The 25,757-nt window shown below is 62.5% G+C and carries 21 protein-coding genes and 1 pseudogene; 6 read left to right on the forward strand and 16 right to left on the reverse strand.

Going from position 1 to position 25,757, the window contains the following annotated elements; translation table 11 throughout:
• Positions 1-43 precede the first annotated feature (43 nt).
• Positions 44-2,650, reverse strand: a complete 2,607-nt coding sequence (leuS, locus tag ALTERO38_RS01705) for a leucine--tRNA ligase (protein WP_159969613.1) — start codon at positions 2,648-2,650, stop codon at positions 44-46.
• A 250-nt stretch (positions 2,651-2,900) separates the two neighbouring features.
• Here leuS and ALTERO38_RS01710 point away from each other — a divergent pair, with 250 nt between their 5' ends.
• Both ALTERO38_RS01710 and ALTERO38_RS01715 read left to right on the forward strand, forming a co-directional pair.
• Positions 2,901-3,353, forward strand: a complete 453-nt coding sequence (locus ALTERO38_RS01710; RefSeq protein WP_178114563.1) for a hypothetical protein — start codon at positions 2,901-2,903, stop codon at positions 3,351-3,353.
• Between the two features lie 72 nt (positions 3,354-3,425).
• The gene (locus ALTERO38_RS01715) at positions 3,426-4,199 is read left to right on the forward strand and encodes a YdcF family protein (RefSeq protein ID WP_159967051.1); all 774 of its coding nucleotides are present in this window, start codon (positions 3,426-3,428) and stop codon (positions 4,197-4,199) included.
• Between the two features lie 33 nt (positions 4,200-4,232).
• Here the strand turns inward: ALTERO38_RS01715 and lnt are convergent, their stop codons facing one another.
• The 10 genes from lnt to ALTERO38_RS01765 form a co-directional block, all read right to left on the reverse strand.
• Entirely contained in the window at positions 4,233-5,744 is a 1,512-nt protein-coding gene (lnt, locus tag ALTERO38_RS01720; protein WP_159967052.1) for an apolipoprotein N-acyltransferase, read from the reverse strand.
• 85 nt (positions 5,745-5,829) lie between these two features.
• Positions 5,830-6,678 (reverse strand): HlyC/CorC family transporter, encoded by an 849-nt coding sequence (locus tag ALTERO38_RS01725; RefSeq protein ID WP_102837463.1) that lies wholly within the window; start codon positions 6,676-6,678, stop codon positions 5,830-5,832.
• A 40-nt stretch (positions 6,679-6,718) separates the two neighbouring features.
• On the reverse strand, positions 6,719-7,186 hold the full coding sequence (ybeY, locus tag ALTERO38_RS01730) for an rRNA maturation RNase YbeY (RefSeq protein WP_159967053.1): 468 nt from the start codon (positions 7,184-7,186) through the stop codon (positions 6,719-6,721).
• Positions 7,179-8,186 carry a PhoH family protein gene (locus ALTERO38_RS01735; RefSeq protein ID WP_159967054.1) on the reverse strand — a complete coding sequence of 336 codons (1,008 nt, stop codon included), beginning with the start codon at positions 8,184-8,186 and terminating at the stop codon, positions 7,179-7,181. The genes ybeY and ALTERO38_RS01735 overlap by 8 nt, the downstream gene beginning before the upstream one ends.
• Positions 8,187-8,320: 134 nt before the next feature.
• A complete protein-coding gene (gene miaB / locus ALTERO38_RS01740; RefSeq protein WP_148925305.1) occupies positions 8,321-9,667 on the reverse strand; it encodes a tRNA (N6-isopentenyl adenosine(37)-C2)-methylthiotransferase MiaB in 1,347 nt (448 codons plus the stop codon).
• Between the two features lie 156 nt (positions 9,668-9,823).
• Positions 9,824-10,348, reverse strand: a complete 525-nt coding sequence (locus ALTERO38_RS01745; protein WP_102837459.1) for a tetratricopeptide repeat protein — start codon at positions 10,346-10,348, stop codon at positions 9,824-9,826.
• A gap of 124 nt (positions 10,349-10,472) precedes the next feature.
• The gene (locus ALTERO38_RS01750; RefSeq protein ID WP_159967055.1) at positions 10,473-11,111 is read right to left on the reverse strand and encodes a hypothetical protein; all 639 of its coding nucleotides are present in this window, start codon (positions 11,109-11,111) and stop codon (positions 10,473-10,475) included.
• Positions 11,108-12,391: a glutamate-1-semialdehyde 2,1-aminomutase gene (gene hemL / locus ALTERO38_RS01755; RefSeq protein ID WP_159967056.1), complete on the reverse strand. Its 1,284-nt coding sequence runs from the start codon at positions 12,389-12,391 to the stop codon at positions 11,108-11,110. Before hemL ends, ALTERO38_RS01750 begins: the two co-directional genes overlap by 4 nt.
• Positions 12,392-12,451: 60 nt before the next feature.
• On the reverse strand, positions 12,452-13,093 hold the full coding sequence (gene thiE / locus ALTERO38_RS01760) for a thiamine phosphate synthase (RefSeq protein WP_159967057.1): 642 nt from the start codon (positions 13,091-13,093) through the stop codon (positions 12,452-12,454).
• Positions 13,094-13,105: 12 nt separating this feature from the next.
• Entirely contained in the window at positions 13,106-13,900 is a 795-nt protein-coding gene (locus ALTERO38_RS01765) for a hydroxymethylpyrimidine/phosphomethylpyrimidine kinase (protein ID WP_159967058.1), read from the reverse strand.
• 265 nt (positions 13,901-14,165) lie between these two features.
• On the opposite strand from ALTERO38_RS01765, the pseudogene ALTERO38_RS01770 reads away from it, so the two are divergent.
• Together ALTERO38_RS01770 and ALTERO38_RS01775 are read left to right on the forward strand one after the other, a co-directional pair.
• Positions 14,166-16,088, forward strand: a pseudogene (locus ALTERO38_RS01770) (sensor histidine kinase); the annotation flags it as partial.
• A 258-nt stretch (positions 16,089-16,346) separates the two neighbouring features.
• Entirely contained in the window at positions 16,347-17,996 is a 1,650-nt protein-coding gene (locus ALTERO38_RS01775) for an acyl-CoA dehydrogenase family protein (protein WP_159967060.1), read from the forward strand.
• Here ALTERO38_RS01775 and ALTERO38_RS01780 read toward each other — a convergent pair.
• A complete protein-coding gene (locus ALTERO38_RS01780; protein WP_159967061.1) occupies positions 17,993-18,973 on the reverse strand; it encodes a threonine dehydratase in 981 nt (326 codons plus the stop codon). The two genes, ALTERO38_RS01775 and ALTERO38_RS01780, sit on opposite strands and share 4 nt — an antisense overlap.
• Before the next feature lie 80 nt (positions 18,974-19,053).
• Here ALTERO38_RS01780 and ALTERO38_RS01785 point away from each other — a divergent pair, with 80 nt between their 5' ends.
• Both ALTERO38_RS01785 and amn read left to right on the forward strand, forming a co-directional pair.
• Entirely contained in the window at positions 19,054-20,400 is a 1,347-nt protein-coding gene (locus ALTERO38_RS01785; RefSeq protein WP_159967062.1) for a PLP-dependent aminotransferase family protein, read from the forward strand.
• A gap of 76 nt (positions 20,401-20,476) precedes the next feature.
• Complete coding sequence (amn, locus tag ALTERO38_RS01790; protein ID WP_159967063.1) at positions 20,477-21,949, forward strand: AMP nucleosidase; 1,473 nt, start codon at positions 20,477-20,479, stop codon at positions 21,947-21,949.
• Positions 21,950-21,971: 22 nt separating this feature from the next.
• Here amn and ALTERO38_RS01795 read toward each other — a convergent pair whose 3' ends face one another.
• The 4 genes from ALTERO38_RS01795 to ureG all read right to left on the reverse strand — a co-directional run bounded on the left by ALTERO38_RS01795 (position 21,972) and on the right by ureG (position 25,748).
• A complete protein-coding gene (locus tag ALTERO38_RS01795; protein ID WP_159967064.1) occupies positions 21,972-24,041 on the reverse strand; it encodes a pyrroloquinoline quinone-dependent dehydrogenase in 2,070 nt (689 codons plus the stop codon).
• On the reverse strand, positions 24,038-24,409 hold the full coding sequence (locus ALTERO38_RS01800; protein WP_159967065.1) for a glucose dehydrogenase: 372 nt from the start codon (positions 24,407-24,409) through the stop codon (positions 24,038-24,040). Before ALTERO38_RS01800 ends, ALTERO38_RS01795 begins: the two co-directional genes overlap by 4 nt.
• Before the next feature lie 120 nt (positions 24,410-24,529).
• Positions 24,530-25,102, reverse strand: coding sequence for a HupE/UreJ family protein (locus tag ALTERO38_RS01805; RefSeq protein WP_159967066.1), 573 nt, complete (start codon positions 25,100-25,102; stop codon positions 24,530-24,532).
• A 31-nt stretch (positions 25,103-25,133) separates the two neighbouring features.
• The gene (gene ureG / locus ALTERO38_RS01810) at positions 25,134-25,748 is read right to left on the reverse strand and encodes an urease accessory protein UreG (RefSeq protein WP_102837447.1); all 615 of its coding nucleotides are present in this window, start codon (positions 25,746-25,748) and stop codon (positions 25,134-25,136) included.
• Positions 25,749-25,757: the final 9 nt, after the last annotated feature.

Here is a 25,757-nt window from a genome sequence, read left to right on the forward strand (position 1 = left end):
GTTGTTTTCCCCTTGCCAGCCTTAGCGCACGCGCCAAGACGAATCAGTTAGCGACGATATTGACCAGCTTGCCCGGTACCACGATGACCTTGCGGATCGTCAGACCTTCAGTGAAGCGCACAACGTTCTCGTTGGCGCGGGCCGTGGCCTCGACCTCTTCACGAGTGGCGCTCGCGGACACTTCGATCTGTCCGCGCAACTTGCCGTTGACCTGGACCACCAGTGTCAGGCTGTCCTGAACCAGGGCAGTCTCGTCGACCGTCGGCCATTGTGCATCGATGATCGAGCCGCTGTGACCTAGCTGTTGCCAGAGCTCATGACAGATATGCGGCGTAATTGGAGCCAGCAGCAGCGCAACGGTTTCGAGGCCTTCTTGAAGCAGCGCGCGGTCCTGCTCGGTACCCGTGGCTGCCTTCTCTAGCACGTTCATCAGCGTCATCACCTGGGCAATGGCGGTGTTGAATTTGTGGTGCTGGCCGACATCTTGACTGGCCTGCTTGATCGCCAGGTGAATCGCGCGGCGTACGGCCTTTTGCTCATCACCGAGGTTGGAGATATCCAGTCGCGCAACGGCACCCGCGCTGACGTGGGCGTGTGCCAGGCGCCAGACGCGGCGCAGGAAGCGACTGGCACCCTCGACGCCGGAATCGGACCACTCCAGGCTCATGTCCGGCGGCGAGGCGAACATCATGAACAGGCGGCAGGTATCGGCGCCGTAGCTGTCGATCATCGCCTGCGGGTCGACACCATTGTTCTTCGACTTGGACATCTTCTCGGTACCGCCGATTTCCACCGGCAGGCCATCACTGGCGAGTTTGGCGCCAATCACTTTGGCCTTGGCATCGCGCTCGACGATGACGTCGGCCGGGTTGAACCAGTCCTTGCCGCCATTTTCCAGGGTGCGGTAGTAGGTGTCCGCGATGACCATGCCCTGCGTGAGCAGGTTCTTGAACGGCTCGTTGGAGCTGACCAGCCCCTCGTCACGCATCAGCTTGTGGAAGAAGCGCGCATAGAGCAGATGCAGGATCGCGTGCTCGATACCGCCGATGTACTGATCGACTGGCAGCCAGTGGTTGGCTGCGGCCGGATCGACCATGCCCTTGTCATAATGCGGCGAGGCATAGCGAGCGAAGTACCAGGACGACTCGACAAAGGTGTCCATGGTGTCGGTTTCGCGCTTGGCTGCGGCGCCGCACTTGGGACAGCTGCAGTCATAGAACGCTGGCATGCGCGCCAGCGGTGAGCCGGCACCATCCGGTACGACGTCTTCTGGCAGCACGACCGGCAGCTGGTCTTCGGGTACCGGTACATCGCCGCAGCTCTGGCAGTGGATGATCGGGATCGGGCAGCCCCAGTAGCGCTGGCGGCTGATGCCCCAATCGCGCAGGCGGAACTGGGTGCGGGCCTGGCCGAGGCCTTTGCGCTGCAAGGCAACTTCCATGGCATCGAAGGCGCCGTCGAAGTCCAGGCCGTCGAACTCGGCGGAGTTGATCAGCTCGCCATGTTCACTGTAGGCATCGTTCCAGGGCGCGGGCGTCTGGTCACCGGCGCTGGTGCGTACAACAGGCTTGATTGGCAGATCGTATTTAGTGGCGAAGGCAAAGTCGCGCTCGTCGTGGGCGGGTACGGCCATTACCGCGCCTTCGCCATAATTCATCAGCACGTAGTTGGCGACCCAGACCGGCAGCAGTTCGCCAGTCAATGGGTGTTCAACACGCAACGACGTGGCGAGACCTTTCTTTTCCTGTGTCGCAATGTCGGCTTCGGCAACGCCGCCACGCTTGCATTCATCGATGAACGCTTGCAGTTCTGGATCGTTTTGAGCTGCAAGGGTGGCCAGCGGATGTTCAGCGGCAACGGCAACGTAGGTCGCACCCATCAGCGTATCGGGGCGTGTGGTGAATACCTTCATCACACCTTCGCTGCCGATGCTGGCGACGTCGTAAGGGAAGCTGATCTCCATCCCGCGCGACTTGCCGATCCAGTTGCGCTGCATGGTCTTGACCTGTTCCGGCCAGCCGTCCAGTTCGTCCAGGCTCTCCAGCAGCTCATCCGCATAGGCGGTGATCTTGAAGTAGTACATCGGGATTTCGCGCTTTTCGATCAGCGCGCCGGAACGCCAGCCGCGACCGTCGATGACCTGCTCGTTAGCCAGCACAGTTTGATCGACCGGGTCCCAGTTGACGGTACCGTTCTTGCGATAGATCACGCCCTTTTCATACAGGCGGGTGAACAACCACTGCTCCCAACGATAGTAGTCAGGCTTGCAGGTGGTGACTTCGCGCGTCCAGTCGACGGCCAGCCCCAGGCTTTTCAGCTGGGTGCGCATGTAGTCGATGTTTTCGTAGGTCCATTTGGCCGGCGCGACCTTGTTCTTCATGGCCGCGTTTTCCGCCGGCATGCCGAACGCGTCCCAGCCCATGGGCTGTAGAACGTTCTTGCCCTGCATGCGCTGGTAGCGGGCAATCACATCGCCAATGGTGTAATTGCGCACATGCCCCATGTGCAGCTTGCCGCTGGGGTAGGGGAACATCGACAGGCAATAGAAAGTGTCCTTGCCTGGCTGTTCGCTTACTTCAAAGGATTTCTGCGAGTCCCAGTGGGACTGCGCGGCGGCTTCGATTTCGCGGGGCTGATACTGTTCGTGCATGGCTACTGGCGTTGGAAAGGGGGCTGGCTGTTCGCATGCCAGCTCGGGCTGTCGCATGGCTGGCTCTAGGCCTGACACGGCGGCGCAACGGGTTGGATACGAACGCATAGAAGCGCCGTAGCATACATGACCCTTTGCAACCGAGGGAAACCCGATTTGCCAGCGCTGAGCGCCCCGTTTGTCGCGCGCGAGGTGGATGTTCGAGTCTGAACTACGCTTGTACAGGGGCGGGATGAACACGAGGTGAATCATGGGTAAAGAACGCCAGGCGGATGAGGGCAATCTGTACGGACGCGTGCTGCAGCGGCTGACACTGGCCTTGGAAGAAGCCGAACGAAGAACGGGTGATGAGACTGGTGCTACGGCCGAATTGGAGGTCGGCGGGTTGACCCCTGCGGAGTTCGACCTAATCCGTGCCTACCTGCAGCAGGATTCGCAGTGGTTGTCCGGTTGGCACGCCGCTGCCGAAGAGCAGGCGCAGCTGGACCGTCAGGCGACCCGGCCAGCGTTGCGCAATGTGTTGCGGCAGCACTCGAGCAAGCACTGCAAGCAGAGCCCGCCTGCGCTGCGGCAATCAATGGTCTGCGCGCTCTGTGGCACCAGCGTGCATTGGCCAGAGGGCGCCGGCGCGGTCGCTTGCTCGGCTTGCGGTTCGCAGTTGCTTCGTGCTCGGCAACGGTTGCATACCTACCCAAAGCACTGACGGCGTCCGTGCTGCCGACAAGCGGGCGCCTCGGCAGGTAAAGTGGCAGCGGCCGATCGACCGGAGCTGCACATGCCAATACGCTATTTCTTCAAACAGTTACTGCTGCCGCCCGGTGGGCTGCTGTTGTTATTGCTCGCGGCCTGGTGGCTGCGGCGTCGCTCACCACGGCTGGCAGCGTTCTGTTTCATGCTGGGGTTCGGCGGGTTGTGGCTGATGAGCCTGCCGGTGACTGTTGAGTGGGCAGCGCGAGCGATCGAAAGTGAAGTGGCGCTGAATCGGTCGCAGTGGGATGAGCTTGGGAAACGTGCGCAGGCGATTGTCGTGCTGGGCGCGGGTCGAGAACAGGCAGACCCTGCCTGGGGTTCCGATCAGCCCAGCCATATCGCCCTCGAGCGGCTGCGTTATGCCTCGCGGTTGGCGAAGGCGTCGGGTTTGCCGCTCCTGGCGAGCGGTGGGCTGCACTTTGGCGAGCCACCGAGCGAAGCGCAGTTGGCGGCCGAGGCGCTGGAACGCGACTTCGCTACGTCGACGCAGTGGCTCGAGGAGCGCAGCCGGACCACCTGGGAGAATGCGCGCTATAGCGCGGAAATGCTCAAGGCTGCGGGAATCAAACGCATCGTGCTGGTGACGTCCGCGTCGCACATGCCGCGGTCGCGCTGGTGCTTTGAGGAGGTCGGGCTGGAAGTGATCACTGCCCCGGTAGGATTCATGGGTGTCCCCAACGGGCGACCCTTTGGCGGCTGGCTGCCCGAGGCGAAGGCCGTCTGGCAGAACGGCATGCTGCTCAACGAAGCAGTTGGCATGCTGGTCTACCCGCTGCTTTATGACGGCGCCTCTGAGTAGAGGCACGTTGGACGCCGGCGGGCGCGATGAATATCAGCCTCGCCGACGTCGTACCAGGCCCCAGCCGAGCAGCAGCGCACAGATGGTGATCAAGGGCCAGGAGCGCCATTGCAGATAAGGCGTTAATCCCTGCATGGGCGTGACCTCGCCGTATAGCACCGCTTCTTGAAAAGCCGGGATTTGCTCGACGATGCCGCCGTGCGGGTCGATCAGCACCGTAACGCCGTTATTGGTGGCACGAATCATCCAGCGGCCTGCCTCTAGCGCTCGCATCTGGGCCATCTGCAGATGCTGCAGCGGGCCGATGGAGTGGCCGAACCAAGCGTCGTTGCTGACCGTGAGCAGGATGTCGCTCTGCGCCGCGAGGCCGGCGGCAAACTCGGGATAGACGACTTCGTAGCAAATGAACGGGGCGATCTGGAATCCCTTCGCCTGCAGCAGTGGTTGCTCGGGTGAACCGCGGGCGAAGTCCGACATGGGTAGATCGAAAAAGGCGATGAGGCCACGCAACAGATCTTGCAGCGGCACGTATTCACCGAACGGCACCAGCTTCTGCTTCAGGTAGGTACCTTGCGCGTCGCCTGCCGTGGTCAGGCCGTTGTAGTAGCGCAGCTCCCCGTCGGCGTTGGGCTGGCGTACCGGGACGCCGGTGATCAGGGCTGACTGCCGGTCCTGGGCGAAGCGGCTCATCATCGTCAGGTAGCCTTCAGCGTGCTCCTTGAGAATGGGCACCGCCGTTTCTGGCCACACTATGAGGTCCGCGGGCTTGCTGCGGAAGGTCATGTCGCGGTAGAGCAGCAGCTGCATCTCGAGCTTTTTCGGGTCCCACTTGATGCTTTGCGCAACATTGCCCTGCAGTGCGGCGACGGTAATCGGTTCGGCTTTTGCGGAGGTCCAGGCGTGTTTGCCGAAGGCCAGTGCGCCGCCCCAGAAGGCGACCAGCAGTATCAGGGCGCCACTCAGCGATGCCTTGTGGCGAAGGAGTTGCGGCAGCTCGACAAGCAGCGTGGCAGTCAGCGCGAGCGCAAAGGTCAGCAGCCAGACGCCGCCGACCGGCGCGAGCCCGGCCAAGGGTCCACCCAGTTGGCTGTAACCGGCGTAAAGCCAGGGGAAACCTGTCAGTACCCAGCCGCGCAGGGCGTCCAGGGCGAGCCAAAGTGCGGCGAACAGCAGGGCGTTGAGCAGTGGCGCCGCCGTCTGCCGTAACCAGCGGGCCCAAACCCAGCCCAGCAGCATGAAGAACAGTGCCAAACCGGCCACGAAGCCCAGTGTCAACGCGCCGGCCAGCACCGGCGGCGCCGAGCCAAAGTCGTGAATGCTGACGTAAACCCAGCTGACGCCCGAGGCGAACAGGCCGAAGCCATAGCACCAGCCGCGGCCAGCCGCCTGTTTGGGCGTCAGCTCGCGCAGGCCCAGATAAATCACACCCATCGATACCAAGGCCAGCGGCCAGATATCGAACGGAGCGAGAGACAGGGTGGTCAGGGCGCCGGCGGCGAGCGCCAGCAGGTTGCCGAGCCAGCCGGGGCGGGTAATCCAACGCATGGATGTTCCTTGGATAGCCGCCGCGAGCGCGAACGGCGTGCGGCGGGTGAATGCTAAAACGAGCTCATAAGTCAGCGCAGCAGCGCTAGCGGTTTTCGACTTCGGTACGGGTCAGGCGCAGCATGTGCACGCGGCGACTGTCGGCATTCAGCACGCGGAAACGGAAGCCATCTATCTCTGTCACCTCGTTACGCTTGGGCAGGTGACCGAAAGTGCTCATCACAAGGCCTGCGACGGTGTCGAATTCTTCGTCGGGGAACTCGCTTTGGAAGAACTCGTTGAAGCTGTCGATGGGCGTCAGCGCCTTGACCAGAAAATCCCCGCTCGGCAGCGGTCGGATGTAGCTGTCTTCTTCGATGTCATGCTCGTCTTCGATGTCGCCAACGATCTGTTCGAGCACGTCCTCGATGGTAACCAGCCCGGCTACGCCGCCATATTCATCGATGACGATCGCCATATGGCTGTGGTTGGCGCGGAACTCGCGCAGCAGCACGTTGAGGCGTTTGGACTCGGGCACGAAGGTGGCGGGGCGCAGCAGGTCCTTGATGTCGAAACTCTGCTGATCGCCCTGCAGGATCAGCGGCAGCAAGTCCTTGGCCAGCAACACGCCAATGACTTCGTCGAGGCTGTCACCGACTACCGGATAGCGCGAGTGCGCTGCGGAAATGATCGCTGGGAGAAACTCCTTTGGCGACTGGTCGGCCCTGATGCTCATCACCTGCGAGCGCGGCACCATGATGTCTCGCACTTGCAGGTCGGCGACTTGAATGGCGCCCTCGACAATCGCCAGGGCTTCGTTGTCGAGCAGTTTGTTCTGGTGGGCGCCGCGCAATACTTCCAGCAGCTCCTCACGGTTTTTCGGCTCATGGGCAAAAGCCTGGCTGATTTTCCCAAACCAGGACTTTTGCCCGTTGCTCGATCGGTCTTCGCTCATGTCTTTGACTCAATGGTCCTTGCAGTTGCCCGTTCGCGGGCTATTCGTCGGCATAGGGGTCAGCATGACCCAATTCGGCCAGCAATTGACGCTCGAGGCTTTCCATCTCCTCTGCCTCGTCGTCTTCGATGTGATCGTAGCCCAGCAGATGCAGACAGCCATGTATTACCAGATGCGCCCAGTGCGCCTGCGGCGGTTTGCCCTGCTCGGAGGCCTCGCGCTCGACCACTGGCACGCAAATCACCAGATCGCCAAGCAGCGGGATATCCAGAAGCGGAATGCCGTCCGGTCCGTCAGGCACATCAGCCGGGAAGGACAGCACGTTGGTGGCGTAATCCTTCTGCCGCCAGGTGCGATTGAGTTCGCGCCCTTCGGCTTCATCAACCAGGCGGATGGTCAGCTCGGAGTCGCCCTTGCGCTGGCGTAGCGCCAGCTCGCACCAGCGGTGCAGGGCGGCTTCGTCCGGAACGGTACCGTCAGTTGCAATCTGCAGGTCGAGCTCAATCACCTTGGCTGTCCTGTGACATGCGCTTGCCGGCCTGTGCCTGATTGCCCTCGAAGGCCTCGTATGCCTCGACGATGCGCTGCACCAGCGGGTGACGCACGACGTCCTTCGGCTTGAAGTGCGTGAAGCTGATGCCGTTGACGTCCTTCAGGACTTCGATCACGTGGGCCAGGCCGCTCTTGGTGCCGCGAGGCAGGTCGACCTGGGTGATATCGCCGGTAATCACAGCTGTGGAGCCGAAGCCGATCCGGGTCAGAAACATTTTCATCTGTTCGAGCGTGGTGTTCTGGCTTTCGTCGAGGATGATGAAGCTGTTGTTCAGCGTGCGCCCACGCATGTAGGCCAGCGGGGCAATTTCAATAACCTGTTTCTCGATGAGCCTGGCGACCTGCTCGAAGCCGAGCATCTCGTAAAGTGCGTCGTACAAGGGGCGCAGGTAAGGATCGATCTTCTGAGCCAGATCGCCGGGGAGGAAGCCGAGCTTCTCACCCGCTTCGACTGCCGGGCGTACCAGCAGGATGCGACGAATCTGCTCGCGCTCCAGCGCGTCGACCGCGCAGGCCACCGCCAGATAAGTCTTGCCCGTACCGGCTGGGCCGATGCCGAAGTTGATGTCGTTGTCGAGGATCGACTGCACGTAACGTTGCTGATTGACGCCGCGTGGACGGATATTGCCCTTGCGGGTGCGCAACGAAATGTTCGGGGTCGTGGATGAGTTGTTCAGCTCTTCCATTGCCGATTCCTGCAGGAACAGGTGAACCGTGTCCGGCGAGAGCTCAATGCTCTTGGTCTCGCGGTACAGGCGTCGCAGGAGGTGCTCTGCCGCTTGGGCCACATCGGGGGGGGCGACCAACTCGAACTGATTGCCGCGGTTGCGGATTTCCAGATCGAGGCGCTGCTCAATGAGGCGCAGATGCTCGTCGAACTGGCCGCAGAGATTGGCGAAGCGGTTGGCTTCAAAGGGTTCGAGGGTGAAACGATGAGGTTCTATGGGGGCGTTCAAGGGCTTTTAAGTGACCTGCTTTGCAAATAGGTTGGGTGAGAATAGCGCCGCGCGAGAAAAAAAGCAGCGCGCACCGGTCGTCGCGACCCGTGGCGAAAACGCAGCCGATGCCTTCGTTATCAGCTGCGGTTCAGTTATGCCGTGCGACTCACTGACTCTAGCAGCGTGCCACGCAACGAGTGCGGCAGCGCATCGTCAATGAACACATCAACGAACTGGCCGATCAGTCGGGGGTTGTCGCAACGGAAATTGACGATCCGATTGTGCTCGGTACGGCCCTGTAGCATGCCCGGGTCTTTCTTGGAGTAATCGGTGACGAGAATGCGCTGCTGCGTACCGGCCATCTTTCGGCTGTTCTCGAAGCCTTGCTGGTTGATCCGTTGTTGCAGGATCGCCAGTCGTTGCTTCTTCACCTCTTCCGGTGTTTCGTCCACCAAATCCGCCGCCGGCGTGCCGGGCCGCGAGCTGTAGACGAAGGAGTAGGAAAAGTCGAAGCCAACGTCTTCGATCAGCTTCATGGTCTGTTCGAAGTCCTTCTCGGTTTCGCCGGGGAAGCCGACGATGAAGTCAGAGCTGATCAGGATATCCGGCACGGCGGCCTTGAGCTTGCGGATCCGCGACTTGTATTCGAGCGCTGTGTGGTTGCGCTTCATTCCGGCTAGCACGCGATCTGAACCCGATTGAACCGGTAGGTGCAGATACTTCACCAGTTCTGGCACTTCGGCGTGCGCCTGAATCAGCGCGTCGGAGAACTCCAGCGGATGACTGGTGGTGTAGCGGATCCGGTCGATGCCATCGACTGCCGCGACCACGCGAATCAGCTCGGCTAGGTCGGCGGTGCGGCCGTCATGGGTAGCGCCGCGGTAACCGTTGACGTTCTGCCCGAGCAAGGTGACTTCCCGAACGCCGTTTTCAGCCAGATGGATGACTTCGGCGAGCACATCGTCGAACGGCCGGCTGACTTCTTCGCCGCGAGTGTACGGCACGACGCAGAAAGTGCAGTACTTGCTGCAGCCTTCCATGACCGAAACAAACGCGGTTGGGCCATCGACGCGTGGCTCCGGCAAACGGTCGAATTTCTCGATTTCGGGAAACGAAATGTCTACCTGAGGCTTTTTTGTGGTGCGCGCAGCATCGATCATTTCTGGTAATCGGTGCAGGGTCTGTGGGCCAAACACCACGTCGACATAGGGCGCGCGGTCACGGATTGCCGCGCCTTCCTGGCTGGCGACGCAACCCCCAACACCGATCACCAGCTGCGGATTTTCAAGCTTGAGCTCCCGCCAGCGACCCAGCTGGGAGAACACTTTCTCCTGTGCCTTTTCGCGAATCGAGCAGGTGTTGAGCAGGATCACGTCGGCTTCCGCCGGGTTCGCGGTGATCTCCAAGGGCTGCTGCTCACCCAGCAGGTCCACCATGCGCGAGCTGTCGTACTCGTTCATTTGGCAGCCGTGGGTTTCGATATAGAGCTTGCGGGTCATGTCTCGGGCCGGCGTTGTGCAAAAAATGACCGGCGATTATACGGCGAGGGCGTGGGCGATAAAAGTGAAAGCACTGCGGCAGGCGACGAGCTCAAGCGAAAGCAGCAGATACGACGGCGCGAGGCGGTAGGACGCAAGGGTATGGCTTGCCGAGTGTTACTCGCCTGCCGTCTGCAATTCCATCAGATAGTCACGAAATATCTGTCCAAGGACCTGGGTCGCGATTTCGTGCTCTTCGCGGCCCATCTGCGCCGAGACGCGGTCAGCGGTATCCAGCGCCTCTTCTTCGCCGTTGACCGCCGACATCTTCAATACCACGTAAGCCTGGACGTTGTTGGCTGGCACCCCTTCACCGCGAAAGAACATGACACCGAGTCGGTGCTGGGCCAGCGCGTGGCCCTTCAGCGACGCCTGCTCGAACCAGTGAAGCGCTTTGGCCAGATCACGTGGCGCGCGCCGACCGTTGTAGTAATAGTCACCGAGCTCATAGGCTGCCTGCAGGTCGCCCTGGCTGGCGGCGTGCTCGCACGCACGCAGCGCTTCGTTCATCGCTTCCGGGACGGTGTTCAGCGCGCAGCGGGAAGTGGCGGGAATCAGCAGCGAGTTGCCGCCCGCCATGCCCAGCAGGGGTGTGAGTAGCAGCAGGCAGCCAAGAGCGAGGCTGCGGCCGGTGCAAGTCATGAATCAAGGCGCCTCGAAGATCAGGGCGGTGACTGAAAAGTCCGGCGTGAAACGAGCCGACTGTCACATTATGGATAACCAGTGCCCTGCTTACAAAGGCTTTAACGGCAGGCACTCGGCTTTTTTATGTGGGGGCAGGGCTTTCTTCGCGCAAGTTGCCGGGCAGATGAAGCAATAGCCAGGCGATGATCGGAATGGCCAGTGCCAGCCACAGCTGCTGATAGGCCTGCAGCGGATTGGAGTTGAGCAGCAGCCCACCCCACGGCAGCAGTGCCATGAGCAAAGCACCTCCAGTCAACCCTGCTGCGGTCTGCAGGCGCACTGGCCACTGCAGCAACCCCGCATAAACGACCAGCAGAGCACTCAGCAGGCCCAGCGACAGTGCGTATGGCGCGCTCCAGCCCAACTGCCTGGCCAGCTCGAAAAACGCACACAATCCGATGACCACCCGACCCCAGGTGGGGCGGCTCCAGATCCATCTGCGCGACAGCGTGAGCGCGACTACGCCGACGAGCGGCAGGCCGAGCAGCAGCGTTGCCTGCAGCAGCCAGCGTTCTGCCTCGAGCGTATCGGCACCGAGCGCCAAACGTGCCGTCGCGCATGCGCCCGTTCCAGCAGCCAGACTGAACGCTAGCAACGCGGAGAACAGAGCCGGTTGATCCGGCTCGCCGTAGCCTCGCCGGGCGCTGCCGATCCAGATGGCGCTCGCCAGCCCCGTCAGCATCAAAAGCACGGCTTGTAGCAGGTCAGGCACCAGGCTCATTTCAGCTGAGCGAAGGCGCGTTCGGCCGCATCGAAGGTGATCTGCAGTTCCTTGTCGCCATGGGCGATGGAGGTGAAGCCGGCTTCGAAGGCGCTGGGCGCCAGGTACACGCCACCCTCGAGCATCAGGTGGAAGAAGCGCTTGAAACGTTCGGCGTCGCTGGCCATCACGTCGTCGAAGGTAACGATGGCGTCCGCTTGGCTGAAATACAGGCCGAACATGCCGCCAACCTGGGTGGTGACGAAAGGAATGCCGGCAGTTTCGGCCCGCTCTTTCAGCCCCTGCAGCATGCGTGTGGTGTAGGCGGTGAGTTCTTCATGAAACCCAGGGCGGTTGATCAGCTTCAGTGTCGTCAGTCCTGCCGCCATCGCCAGTGGATTACCCGACAGGGTGCCGGCCTGGTAGACGGGGCCGAGCGGAGCAATGCGTTCCATGATGGCGCGCTTGCCGCCGAAGCAGCCGACCGGCATGCCGCCGCCGATGATCTTGCCGAAGGTGGTCAGGTCCGGGGTGACGCCGTAGTGAGCCTGAGCTCCGCCGAGGGCGACGCGAAAGCCGGTCATCACTTCATCGAAGATAAGCACTATGCCGTGCTTGTCGCACTGCTCGCGCAGCCCCTGTAGGTAGCCGGGCGCTGGCGGTACGCAATTCATGTTGCCGGCAACCGGCTCGACGATGATGCACGCCACTTCGTTGCCCACCTCGGCGAGCATTTGCTCGACGGCTGCCAGGTCGTTGAAGGGCAGTGTCAGGGTGTGCTTGGCGAATGCTGCCGGTACGCCTGCAGAGCTGGGAACGCCCTGGGTCAGGGCGCCGGAACCGGCCTTGACCAGCAGGCTGTCGGAGTGGCCGTGATAGCAGCCCTCGAACTTGATAATGCTGTCACGTCCGGTATAGCCGCGGGCCAGGCGGATCGCGCTCATGGTTGCCTCGGTGCCCGAGCTGACCATGCGCATCATTTCCATGGACGGCACCAGGCTGCAGACCAGCTCAGCCATTTCGGTTTCCATCGCCGTCGGTGCGCCGTAGGACAGACCGTGTTGCAGCTGATTGCGGACCGCGTCGAGTACCTCAGGATGGCCGTGGCCGAGGATCATTGGGCCCCAGGAACCGACGTAATCGACGTAGCGCTTGTCATCTTCGTCGGTCACGTAGGCGCCTTCGGCATGCTTGAAGAACAACGGTGTACCGCCAACGCTGCGGAAGGCGCGTACCGGCGAGTTCACGCCGCCTGGAATTCGGTTCTGAGCACTTGCAAAGAGGGTTTCGGAACGGGACATGGGGCCTCTCTCGATACAGGAAAAGGGTTGATAAGCACGGCGATAGGCGCCGTGCAGTGTTCAATTAGTGGCGAATAGCTCGCTGAAAGCCCGCGCGCGGCGCTCGACTTCGCTGGCCGTATCGGCAGCGAACAGGGCGTGGACAACGGCGATCAGACTGGCGCCCTGGGCGATCAGCCCCGGCGCATTGTCGAGCGTCACGCCGCCGATCGCAGCGATCGGCACGTTGAAGCGCTGATGCGCCTCTGTCAGCAAATCAGGCGTCGCGGCGGGCGCGCCTGGTTTGGTGTTGGAGTCGAAGAACCGGCCGAAAGCGATGTAGCTGGCCCCCTCACGGATCGCCTGTTCAGCCAGATCCAGACGCGCATGGCAGGTTCCGCCAATGATGGCTTTACGTCCGAGCAGGGCGCGGGCTACCGACAGCGAGCCGTCTTCCTGGCCGAGGTGCAGGCCTACGCCCAATCGTGCAGCAAGCTCGGCGTCATCATTGATGATCAGCTGGGTCCCGTGACGATCGCAGATTTCTCGTAGCGCTTCGGCTTCGCGCAGGCGGCGCGCATCGTCATGGGATTTGTCGCGGTATTGCAGCAGGCGAGCGCCGCCTTTTACGGCGGCTTCGGCGTAGGGCAGCAGGCGCCCTTCGCCGAGCAGCTTACTGTCGGTGATAGCGTACAGGCCGCGCAGCTTCGTGTTGTCCTTCATCGGATGGCCTCCTCAGGCCAGGTCCAGCGGCAGACGCCGTGGAATGTATTGACCACGGCCTGGCGCTTCGGCGTCACGCAGGGTGCGCCAGGTGTAATCGAGGGCGGACTTCACTGCGCTGGCCAGGTCCTCGCCGAGGGCCAGCCTTCCAGATAGCGCGCTGGCCAGAGTGCAGCCAGACCCGTGATAGCTTCCCGGCAGGCGCTGGCAGCTGAAATCGTAGCGGCTACCGTCGCGGCAATAGAGACGGTTGTGAACTTCGGTCTCGTCGCCATGACCGCCAGTGATCAGCAGGTGACGGATGAAGGGCAGCAACTTCTCCGCGCACTCATCGGCGCTGCCATTCGGGAGTTCGGCAAGAATCCGGGCTTCGGGCAGGTTCGGTGTGGCAATAGTAGACACCGGGAACAGCCGTTCGCGCATGGCGTAGCCGACTTCGTCCTTGCCCAGCGCACCGCCGCCACCGGCGCGCAGCACCGGATCACAGACCAGCGGGACGCCCGGCAGCTTCTGCATGATTTGCAGTACCGTCTCGACCATCTCCACCGAGCCGAGCATGCCCAGCTTGACGGCGGCCACTGGCAGGTCGGCTATCACCGCGTGGGCCTGAGCCAGCACCCACTCCCGATCGAGCACGCGAAAGTCAGTGACATTGACGGTGTCCTGAACAGTGAGTGCGGTCACCGCCGGCGAGGCGTGACAACCTTGGGCAATCAGCGCTTCGATGTCCGCCTGCAGCCCGGCACCGCCGCTCGGGTCGTGGCCGGAAAGGCAAAGAACGACAGGGCGGGAGCAGTGGCCGGACATCGATGGGTTCCCCGAGTCATGGTGTGGTGGATTCGGCCGGGGCTAGGCGCAGCCGGATTTCATGGCGTGCGAGCTTATCACCAATCCTGCCAGGCAGCTCATGCCGGCACGGCTCGCTACTGCCGACCTATACGTTCGTCTGCTGCCCGGATGTCGTCGATTCTATGGCGCCAGAACCATGTTAAAGTGCCAGCACTTAGCTTCGGCTGTGTGCATTCGGAAGAACGGGGGTTCTTCTGGCGCAGCTCGACGGATTGTCTTCTTCATGCACCATATCCTCTTTTTTCTGCTCGCCCTGCTTCCAGCCATGGCGGGTGCCGTCGAGTTCAGCAGCGACACTCAGCGTCTTCCATTGGGCCACGTCATGGCAGTGCTGGAGGACCCAAGCGGTGACGCCACGATTGAGGAGGTGGTCGCACTCGATGCGGCTGGTCGCTTCGTCGAGAACCGTGAGGATGTCCTCAATGCCGGCTATTCACGCTCAGCGTTCTGGTTGCGCGTCGATCTGCACTACCGTGCCGAGCCGCCGGCCGCGCGCAGCCGCTGGTGGTTGGAGCTGGCGTATCCGCCGCTCGACCATCTCGATCTTTATCTGCCAGATGGCCGCGGTGGGTATCGCCTTGCCCAGCAGAGCGGCGACGCGCTGCCTTTCCACGAGCGCCAGATCAAACAGCGCAACCATCTTTTCGAACTGCAGTTGACGCCTGACCAGCCACAGCGGATTTACCTGCGTCTGGAGAGTCAGGGCTCGATTCAGGTTCCGCTGGCGCTGTGGGCACCGGTGGCTTACCTGGAAGAGCAGTCCGGGCATGTCTACGTGCTGGCCATCATCTATGGCGTGCTGCTGGTGATGCTGTTCTACAACCTGTTTATCTACCTCAGCGTGCGTGATCGCAGCTATCTCTATTACATCCTCTACATCGCCTCGTTCGGCCTGTATCAGGTCTCGGTCAACGGCCTGGGCGTGCAGTATCTGTGGCCTAACTGGCCGTGGTGGGCGAATGCCTCGACGCCATTTCTAATCGGCGCGGCCGGACTGTTTGGCTGCCAATTCGCGCGCAGCTTTCTGCATACCGCTGAGCACAGTCCCTGGATCGACCGCACCTTGATGCTGCTGATGGCGTTGGGCGCGGTGACGATGGTTGTATCGCTGACCTCCAGCTACGCATTGGCGCTGCGCATGGCGACCTTCCTTGCGCTCTGGTTCATTCTGGTGATTTTCGTCGCTGCCATCGTGGCATGGCGTAGGGGGATGCGGGTGGCGCGCTATTTCCTCATCGCCTGGTCGGCCTTTCTCATTGGCGGACAGATCAACACGCTGATGGTGCTGGGCTACCTGCCGCACATGTTCATTACCATGTACGCCGGACAGATCGGTTCGGCGCTCGAGGTGGCGCTGCTGTCGCTGGCCCTGGCCGACCGGATCAACATGATGAAGGAAGAGCGGGCTCAGGTGCTGGAGGAGACCGGGCGCAAACTCGAAGCCATGAACCGTGAGCTGGCCGAGAACAATCGCCTCAAGGATCAGTTCCTCGCCAACGTCACCCACGAGCTGCGCACCCCCATGCACGGTGTGATCGGTAGTCTCGACCTGATGCGCACCCTGGAGCTGAGCGGCGAGCTGGAGCAATACCAGCGTATCGCCACCGGATCGGCGCGCGACATGATGCAGCTGGTCAATGACATCCTCGCCTTGACTGAACTGCAGGCGGGCAAGTTGCGGGTGCGCAACGAGCCGTTCAGCGTGCGGATGTTGGCCGATGAGCTTTATGCCGAGTATGGCGCGCGTGCCGCAATGCGGGGTTTGAGCTTCGATCTCGAGCTCAATGGCGAGCTACCGGAGATACTGGTCGGTGACGTCGGAAAGCTGAAACAGAGCCTAGGCTACCTGCTCGACAACGCCATCAAGTTCACCTTGCGCGGGGGTGTCACGCTGGCGGTCAAGGGTTATGAGAGCACCCCCGGTTATATGCTCGATGTGACGGTGATCGATACAGGCGTCGGGTTCGACGCGCCTGTGGATGACTCGCTGTTCCAGTACTTCCGCCAACTCGATGGCAGCATGACTCGCCAGTACGGCGGGTTGGGTATCGGCCTGTCACTGTGCAAGCAGCTGGTGGCATTGCAGGGCGGAACGGTTTCCTGCCAATCCGAGCCTGGACGCGGCAGTCGTTTTCAGGTGCTCCTGCCCGTTGAAGTGAGCTAAGCGCGCAAGACCAAGCGTCTGAAGCTCAGGCGTATGGTCAGTTCTGGCCGTTGCATCGCGCAGACTTTGGCCGAAACCTCACTTTTGCCCTGCATAGCTGCGTGCTTCACTTCTCTGGCGGGTGCCACCAGACGATGCCCGCATCGGCCCGGTGATCTATTCCCATGACAGCGGTGAGTATCGCTAACCCATGGTTGCATGCCGTCGGGCCCCTTGCCGCTTCTGCCGAGGAGACCCGAGATGAGCCTGCAGCAATACGCCGAAACCCATGAGGTGCTGAATCAGGTGCCACCGCTGGACGGGGCCAACCTGTACCGCCTCGACCTGCCGCTGCAGGATTGGGTGCGGCGATACCGCGGCGGCTGGGCCGAGTCGCGCCTGGATGCGTACGGTGCATTGGCTGGCGGTCCGTTGATGGCCGCCGGATTTCTGGCCAACGAAAACAAACCTGTTTTCAAGAGCCACGACCGCTACGGCCACCGCATCGACCTGGTGGAGTTTCATCCGGCTTACCATGAGTTGATGGGCGCCGCGATTGCTCATGGCATCCCGTCGTTGCCCTGGACCGATCCGCAGGCCGGCGCTCAGGTGGCGCGTGCCGGGTTGATGTATCTGCACAATCAGGCCGAGTCCGGCAGCAGCTGCCCGCTGACCATGACCTACGCCAGCGTCCCGGCGCTACGACAGCAGCCGGGCATCGCCGACGTCTGGCTGCCGAAGATTCTCAGCCGGGACTATGACCCGCGCAACCTGCCGATGGAGCAGAAAAGCGGCGTCACCATCGGCATGGCCATGACTGAAAAACAGGGTGGTACCGACGTGCGCGCCAATACCACCCGAGCGTATGCGGTCGGCGCTGGCGGCCCCGGTCAGCCCTACGAGTTGGTCGGGCATAAATGGTTCTGCTCTGCGCCGATGTGCGATGCCTTTCTGACCCTGGCGCAAACCGATAAGGGACTGAGCTGCTTTCTCCTGCCACGACACCAGCCGGATGGTAGCCGCAACGGGTTCTATATCCAGCGGCTGAAGAACAAGCTGGGCAATTGGTCCAACGCTTCCAGCGAAGTGGAGTACCGCGGGGCCCTGGCCTGGATGATCGGAGAGGAAGGCCGCGGCGTGCCGACCATCATCGAAATGGTGTCTTCGACCCGCTTCGATTGCATGATCGGTTCCAGTTCCCTGATGCGCCAGGCGCTGACGCAGGCCATGCATCACTGCGCACATCGGCAGGTTGGTGGCCGTGCACTGATTGAGCAGCCACTGATGCAGAACGTGCTGGCCGACCTCGCGCTGGAGAGTGAGGCGGCGTTGGCGCTGACCATGCGTATGGGGCGCGCGCTCGACCACCCGTTCGATGAGCAGGAAGAAAAGTTCGCTCGGTTGGTAACGGCGATCGGCAAATACTGGATCTGCAAACGCGCCCCGGAAATGATCGCCGAGGCCAGCGAATGCCTGGGGGGTGCCGGTTACGTCGAGGACACCATCATGCCGCGGCTGTACCGCGAGGCGCCGGTGAACTCCATCTGGGAAGGCTCGGGCAACGTGCAATGCCTCGACGTGCTGCGCGCGCTGTCGAAGGAAGCCGGTGTGCTCGATGTGTTGTTCGCCGAGCTGGGAGACGGTCACGGCGATGCGCGTTTGAAGCATCAGATCAACAGGCTGCAAAGCGCTTTTGCCGATAAAGACGACATCCAGTACCGCGCGCGCCAACTGACCGAAGACGTCGCCGTCGCGCTGCAGGCCAAGCTGCTGCTTGAGGCCGGTAACGATGCCGTGTCGGATGCCTTTATCGCCAGCCGCCTGGAGGGCTGCGGTCGGGTCTTCGGCACGCTGCCGCGTGGTCTCGACATCAGTGCGCTGTTGGCGCGCAGCGCACCCTTTCTCGACTAGTTAGCGGTTGGGGCCGCCCCGTTGAGTTCGGCGAGAATGCCGGCCAACAGCGGCCGATCAATATTGCCGCCACTGAGCACCACGGCAATCCGTTCGCCTCGGTTGCGCTCGCGCTCCTGGATCGCCGCAGCCAGCGCAGCGGCACCAGCACCTTCGGCTAGATTATGGGTGTCCTCGTGCAATGCGCAGATGGCCTGGCGGATCTCGGCATCGTTCACACGCACGATGCGCGCGGCACCTCCACGGATGATCTCGAGCGCTTCGGGCGCAGGCATGCGGCAGGCCATGCCGTCAGCAAAGGTGTTCGCCGTGTCGGTGGTGACAATGCGTCCTTGCTCAACACTCTGCGCATAGGCGTCGGCCGCGCTGGACACCACCCCGATGATCTCGGTATCCAGACCCAGCAGGTCGCGGGTGCGGATCATCCCGCAAATGCCTGAGCCAAGCCCGATAGGCACATAGACGCGGCGCAGGTTCGGCACTGCTTCGAGCAGTTCCAGCGCATAGGTCGCGACGCCCCTGATCAGGTCCGGGTGCAGGGACGGGACAAAATGCCAGCCATTGGCCTCGGCCAGTTCGGCTGCCCGCAAACGAGCGGTATCGAAGTCGCGGCCGTATTCAACGACCTCGGCTCCGCAGGCGCGCATGGCGGCGTTCTTTTCCATGGAGTTGCCTTCGGGCACCAGAATCTGCAGTGGCAAGCCGGCCTTGCGCGCGGCCATCGCCAGGCTGATGCCGTGATTGCCACGAGTCGCGGTGATGAGGCCCGGTAGGTGCGGCTCCCGCTTGATCAACTCGTTCACGTAGAGCAGGCCGCCACGCACCTTGAAGGCGCTTGCTGGTGTGTGGTTCTCGTGTTTGACCCAAACCTCGCAGCCAAGCCGCTTGGCCAACAGCGGCCATGCGTATTGCGGAGTCGGCGGTACGCTCTGGTGGATCAATTCGGCTGCTTGGCGCAGTTGGTGAAGATCGAACATCGAAAGCTCCTCAGCGGGTTTGACGTCGATCCTAGGCGGCGGGCATTGTATGGGTAAATCGTTATATTGCATGGCAAACAATGTGGTTACCCAAACTCGAATCTGATAGTCAGCCACGTTACTTGGCACTGGTTGACGCCATCTCAGCCGCCATTGCAACTGGCGAGCTCAAGGCTGGGGATCGCCTGCCACCGCAGCGACGCCTCGCCTGGGCGCTCGACCTCAATCCGAGTACGACGATGCAGGCTTATCGAGAAGCCGCGCGTCGGCACCTGGTCGGTGGCGAGGTTGGGCGCGGCACCTATGTGCTGGCCAGCAGCCGCGAGGCCAGTCTATTCCGGCTGAAAACGCCGGACGCTCACCCTGAATTGGTCGATCTGTCGACCAACCTGCCGGTCCTCGACCCAGCCGATGAAGATATGCAGCGCAGCATGGCGGCGCTGTGCGCGACCGGAGAACTGGCGAGCCTGCAGGGATATCCTTCGGCGCGCAGCCTGCAACGTGGTCAATTGGCGGTGAGTGGCTGGTTGCGTGCTCGAGCGCTCGAGATCCCGCCGCAACAGGTGTTGCTCTGTGCCGGGGCGCAGCAAGGTGTGTTCGCTGCGCTGATCGGTTTGTGCGAGCCGGGCGAGCCGGTGCTGGTCGAGGCGTTGACCTCGCCAGGTATCAAGGCCGCCGGGCGCCAATTGCGCCTGCCGCTGCACGGCGTGGCGATGGACGAATTCGGCATCCTGCCGGACGACCTCGACCGTATGGCCCGAGCCACCTCGGCGCGCGTGGCTGTCCTGACACCCTGTATGCAGAACCCGACCGCTGTCAGCATGGATGCGCGGCGCCGCGAAGCCATTGCTGCCGTGGCGCGGCGACGCGGCTTGCTGATTATTGAGGACGACATCTACGGCGCACTGGGCGACGAGCCGCCGCTCGCTGCGGCACTGCCCGATCGCACGCTGCTGATCAGCAGCTTGTCGAAGACGGTCGCGCCCGGTTTACGCTTGGGTTTCATCGCCGGACCGGACCAGTGGCTGTCGCGTATCGATCCGGAAAGACAGGCGACCAGCTGGGCCTTGTCGACGTTATGCCTACGAATAGGTTGCGAGTGGCTCGAAGATGGCACTGCGGCTCGCCGGCTGGCCTGGCAACGTGAGCAGGTAACACGTCGCTGGCGGCTGGCGCAGAAACTGCTTGGGTCTGCTTCGTCAAATGCCTCGCCGCATCTGTGGCTTGAACTGGCGAAGGGTAGAGATCTGCCAATGCTTTGCCGCGAACTGGGGATCGAGGCGGCCACCGCGGACGTGTTCGCCGTTGGCCATGGCGCGCCCAACGCGCTGCGTCTGAGTTTGACCGCAGCGCCCAGCCTTGCGGTTCTGAAGGCGCGGCTGGAGGCGCTGGCGCTGGCGCTGCGGCTGGCGGCGGCTGATCCATGATCGCAGCGCTCCGGTGCTACCGCTGTCATCGAACAGCAGGCAAGATGTTTTCAACGAATAGACAAGGAAACCCACCATGAACCCAGCAGGCGAGACCTTTCGCATTGCCACCAGCGCTGAAGCGGCGGTGGACCAGCTTGCCGAGCTGCATCAGCAGGCTACCCGCGCACTGAACCAGGCGCTCAAACGTTATGTCACCACGCGCGAAGAGCCCGACGCGGCCGAGCGTGCGCTGTTCCGCTATCCCGAACTACGCCTGACCTACGAATGCCACGGCGAAGTGCCGGCCTCCACCCGCGCTTATGCCAAGGTGCAGGCGCCGGGGGTCTACAGCGTGACCGTGACCCATCCGGCGGCATTTCGCAGCTACCTGCTCGACCAGTTGCGACCCTTGATCAAGGATTTCGGTGTAACGGTCGAGGTGGGCATCAGCGAGCGGTACATTCCGTACCCCTATGTTATCGAGCAGGGCGACGAACTGGCGGGAACCGGCGTGACAGCCGCCGAGCTGGCTCGCGTGTTCCCCAGCACCGATCTGTCCGCCGCCACCGATGACATCGCCGACGGCCTCTACGACTGGGAGCATGCCGACCCTTATCCGCTGGCGCTCTTCGATGGTGCGCGGGTGGATTTCTCGCTGCGCCGGCTGGTGCATTACACCGGTAGCGACTGGCGTCATGTGCAGCCCTGGATCCTGCTGACCAACTACCACCGTTACGTCGACCAGTTCATCCGCCATGGCCTCGACATGTTGCGCGACGACACCCGTTTCGTGCGCATGGTGCTGCCGGGCAACATCATCATCGAGCGCGGCATGGACGAGGGCGAGGCGCAGTCCATCATCGGCGGCGTGCTCTGGCATCGGTACCAGATGCCGGCTTATCACCTGCAGGCCAAAGATGGCGACGGCGTTACCCTGGTCAATATTGGTGTTGGGCCCTCGAACGCCAAGAACATCACCGATCACCTGGCCGTACTGCGCCCGCATTGCTGGCTGATGATCGGCCACTGCGGCGGGCTGCGGCAGTCGCAGTCCATCGGCGATTACGTGTTGGCTCACGCCTACATGCGTCGTGACGGCATTCTCGACCGGGTGCTGCCTCCGCACATTCCGCTGCCGGCCCTCGCCGAAGTGCAGCAGGCGCTGCAGGAAGCGGCGGCTCAAGTCACCGGGGAGAAAGGCGAAGCGCTCAAGCGGCGTCTGCGCACCGGCACCGTGCTGACTTATGACGACCGCAACTGGGAGTTGCGCTGGGCGCAGGAGCGGCCGCTGATCAATCTCTCACGAGCCGTGGCGGTGGACATGGAGAGCGGCACCATTGCTGCCCAGGGCTATCGCCTGCGGGTGCCCTACGGGACGCTGCTTTGCGTATCGGACAAGCCGCTGCACAGCGAGATCAAGCTGCCGGGTTCGGCCAACGCCTTCTATGAGCGCGCCGTGACCCAGCACCTGAAAATCGGCATCGCTGCGCTGGACCTGCTGCGCAACCAGCTCAACTCGTTGCACTCGCGCAAGCTGCGCAGCTTCGACGAGCCACCGTTCCGCTAACGGATGGCGGCTCGCCGGACGCTTAGTCCTTCAGGAACTCCGGCAATATGGGGTCGCCTTTAGCCGGCAGGCTGTAGGCAACCACATAGTCGCCCGGCGGCGTCTCCATGAAGTGATGGCCGCCCGCGACGATCACCAGGTACTGGCGACCGTTGGCCTCGTAGGTCATCGGCGTCGCCTGGCCACCGGCGGGCAGTACGTCCTGCCACAGCACCTCGCCGGTATCAATGTCGATCGCGCGGATGAGGTTGTCGGTTGCTGCGGCGATGAAGATCAAACCGCCTGCGGTGATGACAGGGCCGCCGTTGTTCGGCGTGCCGACTTTCACCGGAAGGTGTGACGAGATACCGAATGGCCCGTTGTGGCGAGCGGTGCCCAATGGCTCGTTCCACAGCACTTTGCGAGTGTTGAGGTCGATAGCCATGATGCCGCCGAAGGGTGGGCGACTGCAGGGCACGCCTGTGAAGCCGTTGCGCCAGGCCTCGATGGACACGGCATAGGGCGAGCCCGCTTGCGGCACTGAGCCGCCAGACGAGGTGCTGCCGCCTGGTACCCCGAGTGGAACCATGCCGCGCTCGTTGGCCTCTTCGCGCGGGATGAGCTGGTCATACATGGCGATGTGGTTGTAGTTCAACACCAGGATGTTGCGGTCGGTGTTCACCGCCGCGCTGCCCCAGTCGTTACCGCCGTTGTAGCTCGGCCACTGCAGGAATGGCCTGTCCACGCTCGGCGGTGTGTACATGCCTTCATAACTGGCACGCTTGAACTGGATGCGGCACCACAGCTGGTCCAGCGGTGTCACTCCCCATGCGTCGGTCTCAGTCAGCTGCTCGCGTGGCGTGGACGGCATACCGACAGAGAAGGGTTGCGTCGGTGACAGCGTTTCGTCAGGCAAAGTGCTTGCGGGCACCGGGCGCTCCTCGACGGGCGTCAATGGCTCGCCAGTGCGGCGGTCGAGCACGTAGATATCGCCCATCTTGGTGGGTAGCACGACCGCTGGAACAGTACGTCCGTCGCCGACCGGAAAGTCGATCAGGCTGCCCTGGGAGCCGAGGTCATAGTCCCAGACATCGTTATGCACGGTCTGAAAGACCCAGCGCACTGTTCCATTGGTCACGTCCAAGGCCACAAGCGCGGTCGAGTAGGGTTTCTCGAACTCGCGGCGGTTGCCGCTCCAGTAGTCGACCGACGAGTTGCCCATCGGCACGTAGACCAGGCCGAGGGCCTCGTCGCCGGAGAAGATCGTCCAGGCGTTGGGCGTGCCTCGGGTGTAGACATCATCCCCTTCTGGCAGCCCGGTCTCGCCAGGGCGACCCATGTCCCAGGCCCAGGCCAGCTCGCCGGTGGCCGCATCGTATCCGCGGATCACGCCGGACGGCGCGTCTTCCTTCTGGCCGTCGAGCACTTGGTGCCCGACCACCGCGACACCGCGAACGATGGTCGGCGGCGACGTCACCGCGACGTAACCCGGTACAGAGTCGCCCATGCCTTCCATCAGATCGACGTGCCCGGCGTGGCCGAAATCGGCGCAGGGCACGCCCGTATCGGCATCGACCGCGACCAGTTCGGCGTCAAGCGTGCCCTCGATGATGCGGCGCTTGCAGGCGGTGTCATCGGGTACATCCGGCACCTCGTAGTAGCTCACGCCGCGGCAGGTGGCCGAGTAGGGAATATGGTCGGTGGAGACCTTCGGGTCATAGCGCCAGCGTTCACGACCGCTGCTAGCATCGAGCGAAATCAGCACGTTCAGCGCATCGCACAGGTAGAGATTATCGCCGACCTTGAGCGGTGTGGTTTCCGGCGCCCACTTCTTGTCCACCACTGATTGAGCGGGCAGGTTGCCGGTGCGATAGCCCCAGACTGGCTTGAGCTCGGAGACATTGTCGCGATCGATCTGATCGAGCGGCGAATAACGGGTGGCTGCATTGTTGCGGCCATAGGCGGTCCAGTCGGCTGGCTCGGGGGCGCCGGCAACCGTACTGGCTACGGTCGTGGCCGGCTCCAGCGTAGGGTCATAGGCGGTTGTTTGGGCATGGCTGAGTGGCAGCCAGATGAGTGTCATCAAGCCAAACAATCTAATCAGGTGCGTCATGCGTGCGCCTCTTTGCGAGTGTGGCGCCGCAGCACCGGAATAAAAGCCAGGGTAAGAAGGGCGATCACAGCCAGCGCCACCAGGCGTGGTGTCAGCGCCCAGGGGTCAAGGCCGACCTCCCAGATAGCCCAGACAACAGTCGCTAGGAATACCGCCCAGTAAAGCCAGACGCCGCTGATGCGTTGCATGAGCAGCAGCACGCCGGCAATCAGCATGCCGGCGCCAGCGATGAGGTAGTACCAGGAGCCGCCAAGCGTGATCAGCCAGACGCCGCCAGCGGCGAGGGCGAGACCAAACAGGGCGACGATGACGGCGAAGACTTTGAGCGCCCAGTAGGCGAAACCGTGGGCGTGAGGGGGGTTGGACACGTTGCGCTTCCTCTGTATGACCGATGGCTGAGGCGTCGCCGGTAGCGAACCGGCGAATGTGCTCAGCATTTGGGTCTCAGGGAGCGCTCAGGTTCCGTAATTGTTTCGATTTGTGTCCGATCAGGCTGCGAGCAACCAGGCACCGGTCAGCGCCGACGCGGCACCGGCGATGCGCACCAGTGGGGCAGCCACCTGTGGCAGGTTGCGTGCTATCGCGTAGCCGATACCGTGCAGTGCAGCGGTCGCGACGGCGAAGCCGGCTGCGTAACCCCAAGGGCTCGACAGCATGGGCAGCTCCAGGCCATGAGCCACGCCATGGCTAAGCGCAAACAGGGCGGTTAGCCCCGCCGCGAGGGCTAGCGGCGGGCGCACCGCCAATGCCACCAACAGTCCAAGGGCCAGCACCGATCCGGCGATGCCGGTTTCCATCGACGGTATTTCGAGGCCGGCAAAACCGAGCAGGCCGCCCAGCAACATCGTGGCGACGAACGTCAGGGGTAAAGCCCAGCGTGCCTTGCCGGTTTGCTGCGCCGCCCAGAGGCCAACGGCGACCATTGCCAGCAGGTGATCAAGGCCAAAGATTGGATGGGCGATGCCGGACATGACGCCCGCATGATCATGGCCGGGGTGTGCGACAGCCAATGCCGGGCTGAGTATCAGGGCTGCGGTGAACATCGATTTGCGCAGGTTCATCAGTGACTCCTTTGAATGGCGAATGAGGTTGTCAGGCGGCGCTGAGCATTCCTTGTTGTTCGATGAAGGCGATGATTTCGTCGAGGCCCTGGCCCACCTTCTGGTTGCTGAACACGAACGGCTTGTCGCCACGCATCTTGCGAGTGTCGCGGTCCATGACCTCCAGCGACGCGCCGACCATGGGCGCCAGGTCGACCTTGTTGATCACCAGCAAATCCGACTTGCAGATGCCCGGTCCGCCCTTGCGCGGCAGCTTGTCGCCAGCCGATACGTCGATCACGTAAATGGTCAGGTCTGAAAGCTCCGGGCTGAAGGTGGCAGACAGGTTGTCGCCACCGGACTCGACAATGATCAGGTCGAGCCCAGGGAAACGGCGGTTGAGTTGTTCGACCGCCTCGAGGTTGATCGAAGCATCCTCGCGGATTGCCGTGTGCGGACAGCCGCCGGTCTCGACACCGATGATGCGCTCGGGCGCCAAGGCCTCGTTCCGCACGAGGAATTGCGCGTCTTCCTGGGTGTAGATGTCGTTGGTCACCACCGCCAGGTTGTAGCGCTCGCGAAGGGCCAGGCAGAGCGCGAGAGTCAATGCGGTCTTGCCGGAGCCGACCGGGCCACCGATGCCAATGCGCAGGGGTTGGGTGTTCATGGTCTGTTT

Source organism: Pseudomonas sp. 9Ag (assembly GCF_902506445.1).
Lineage (GTDB): Bacteria > Pseudomonadota > Gammaproteobacteria > Pseudomonadales > Pseudomonadaceae > Stutzerimonas > Stutzerimonas stutzeri_AB.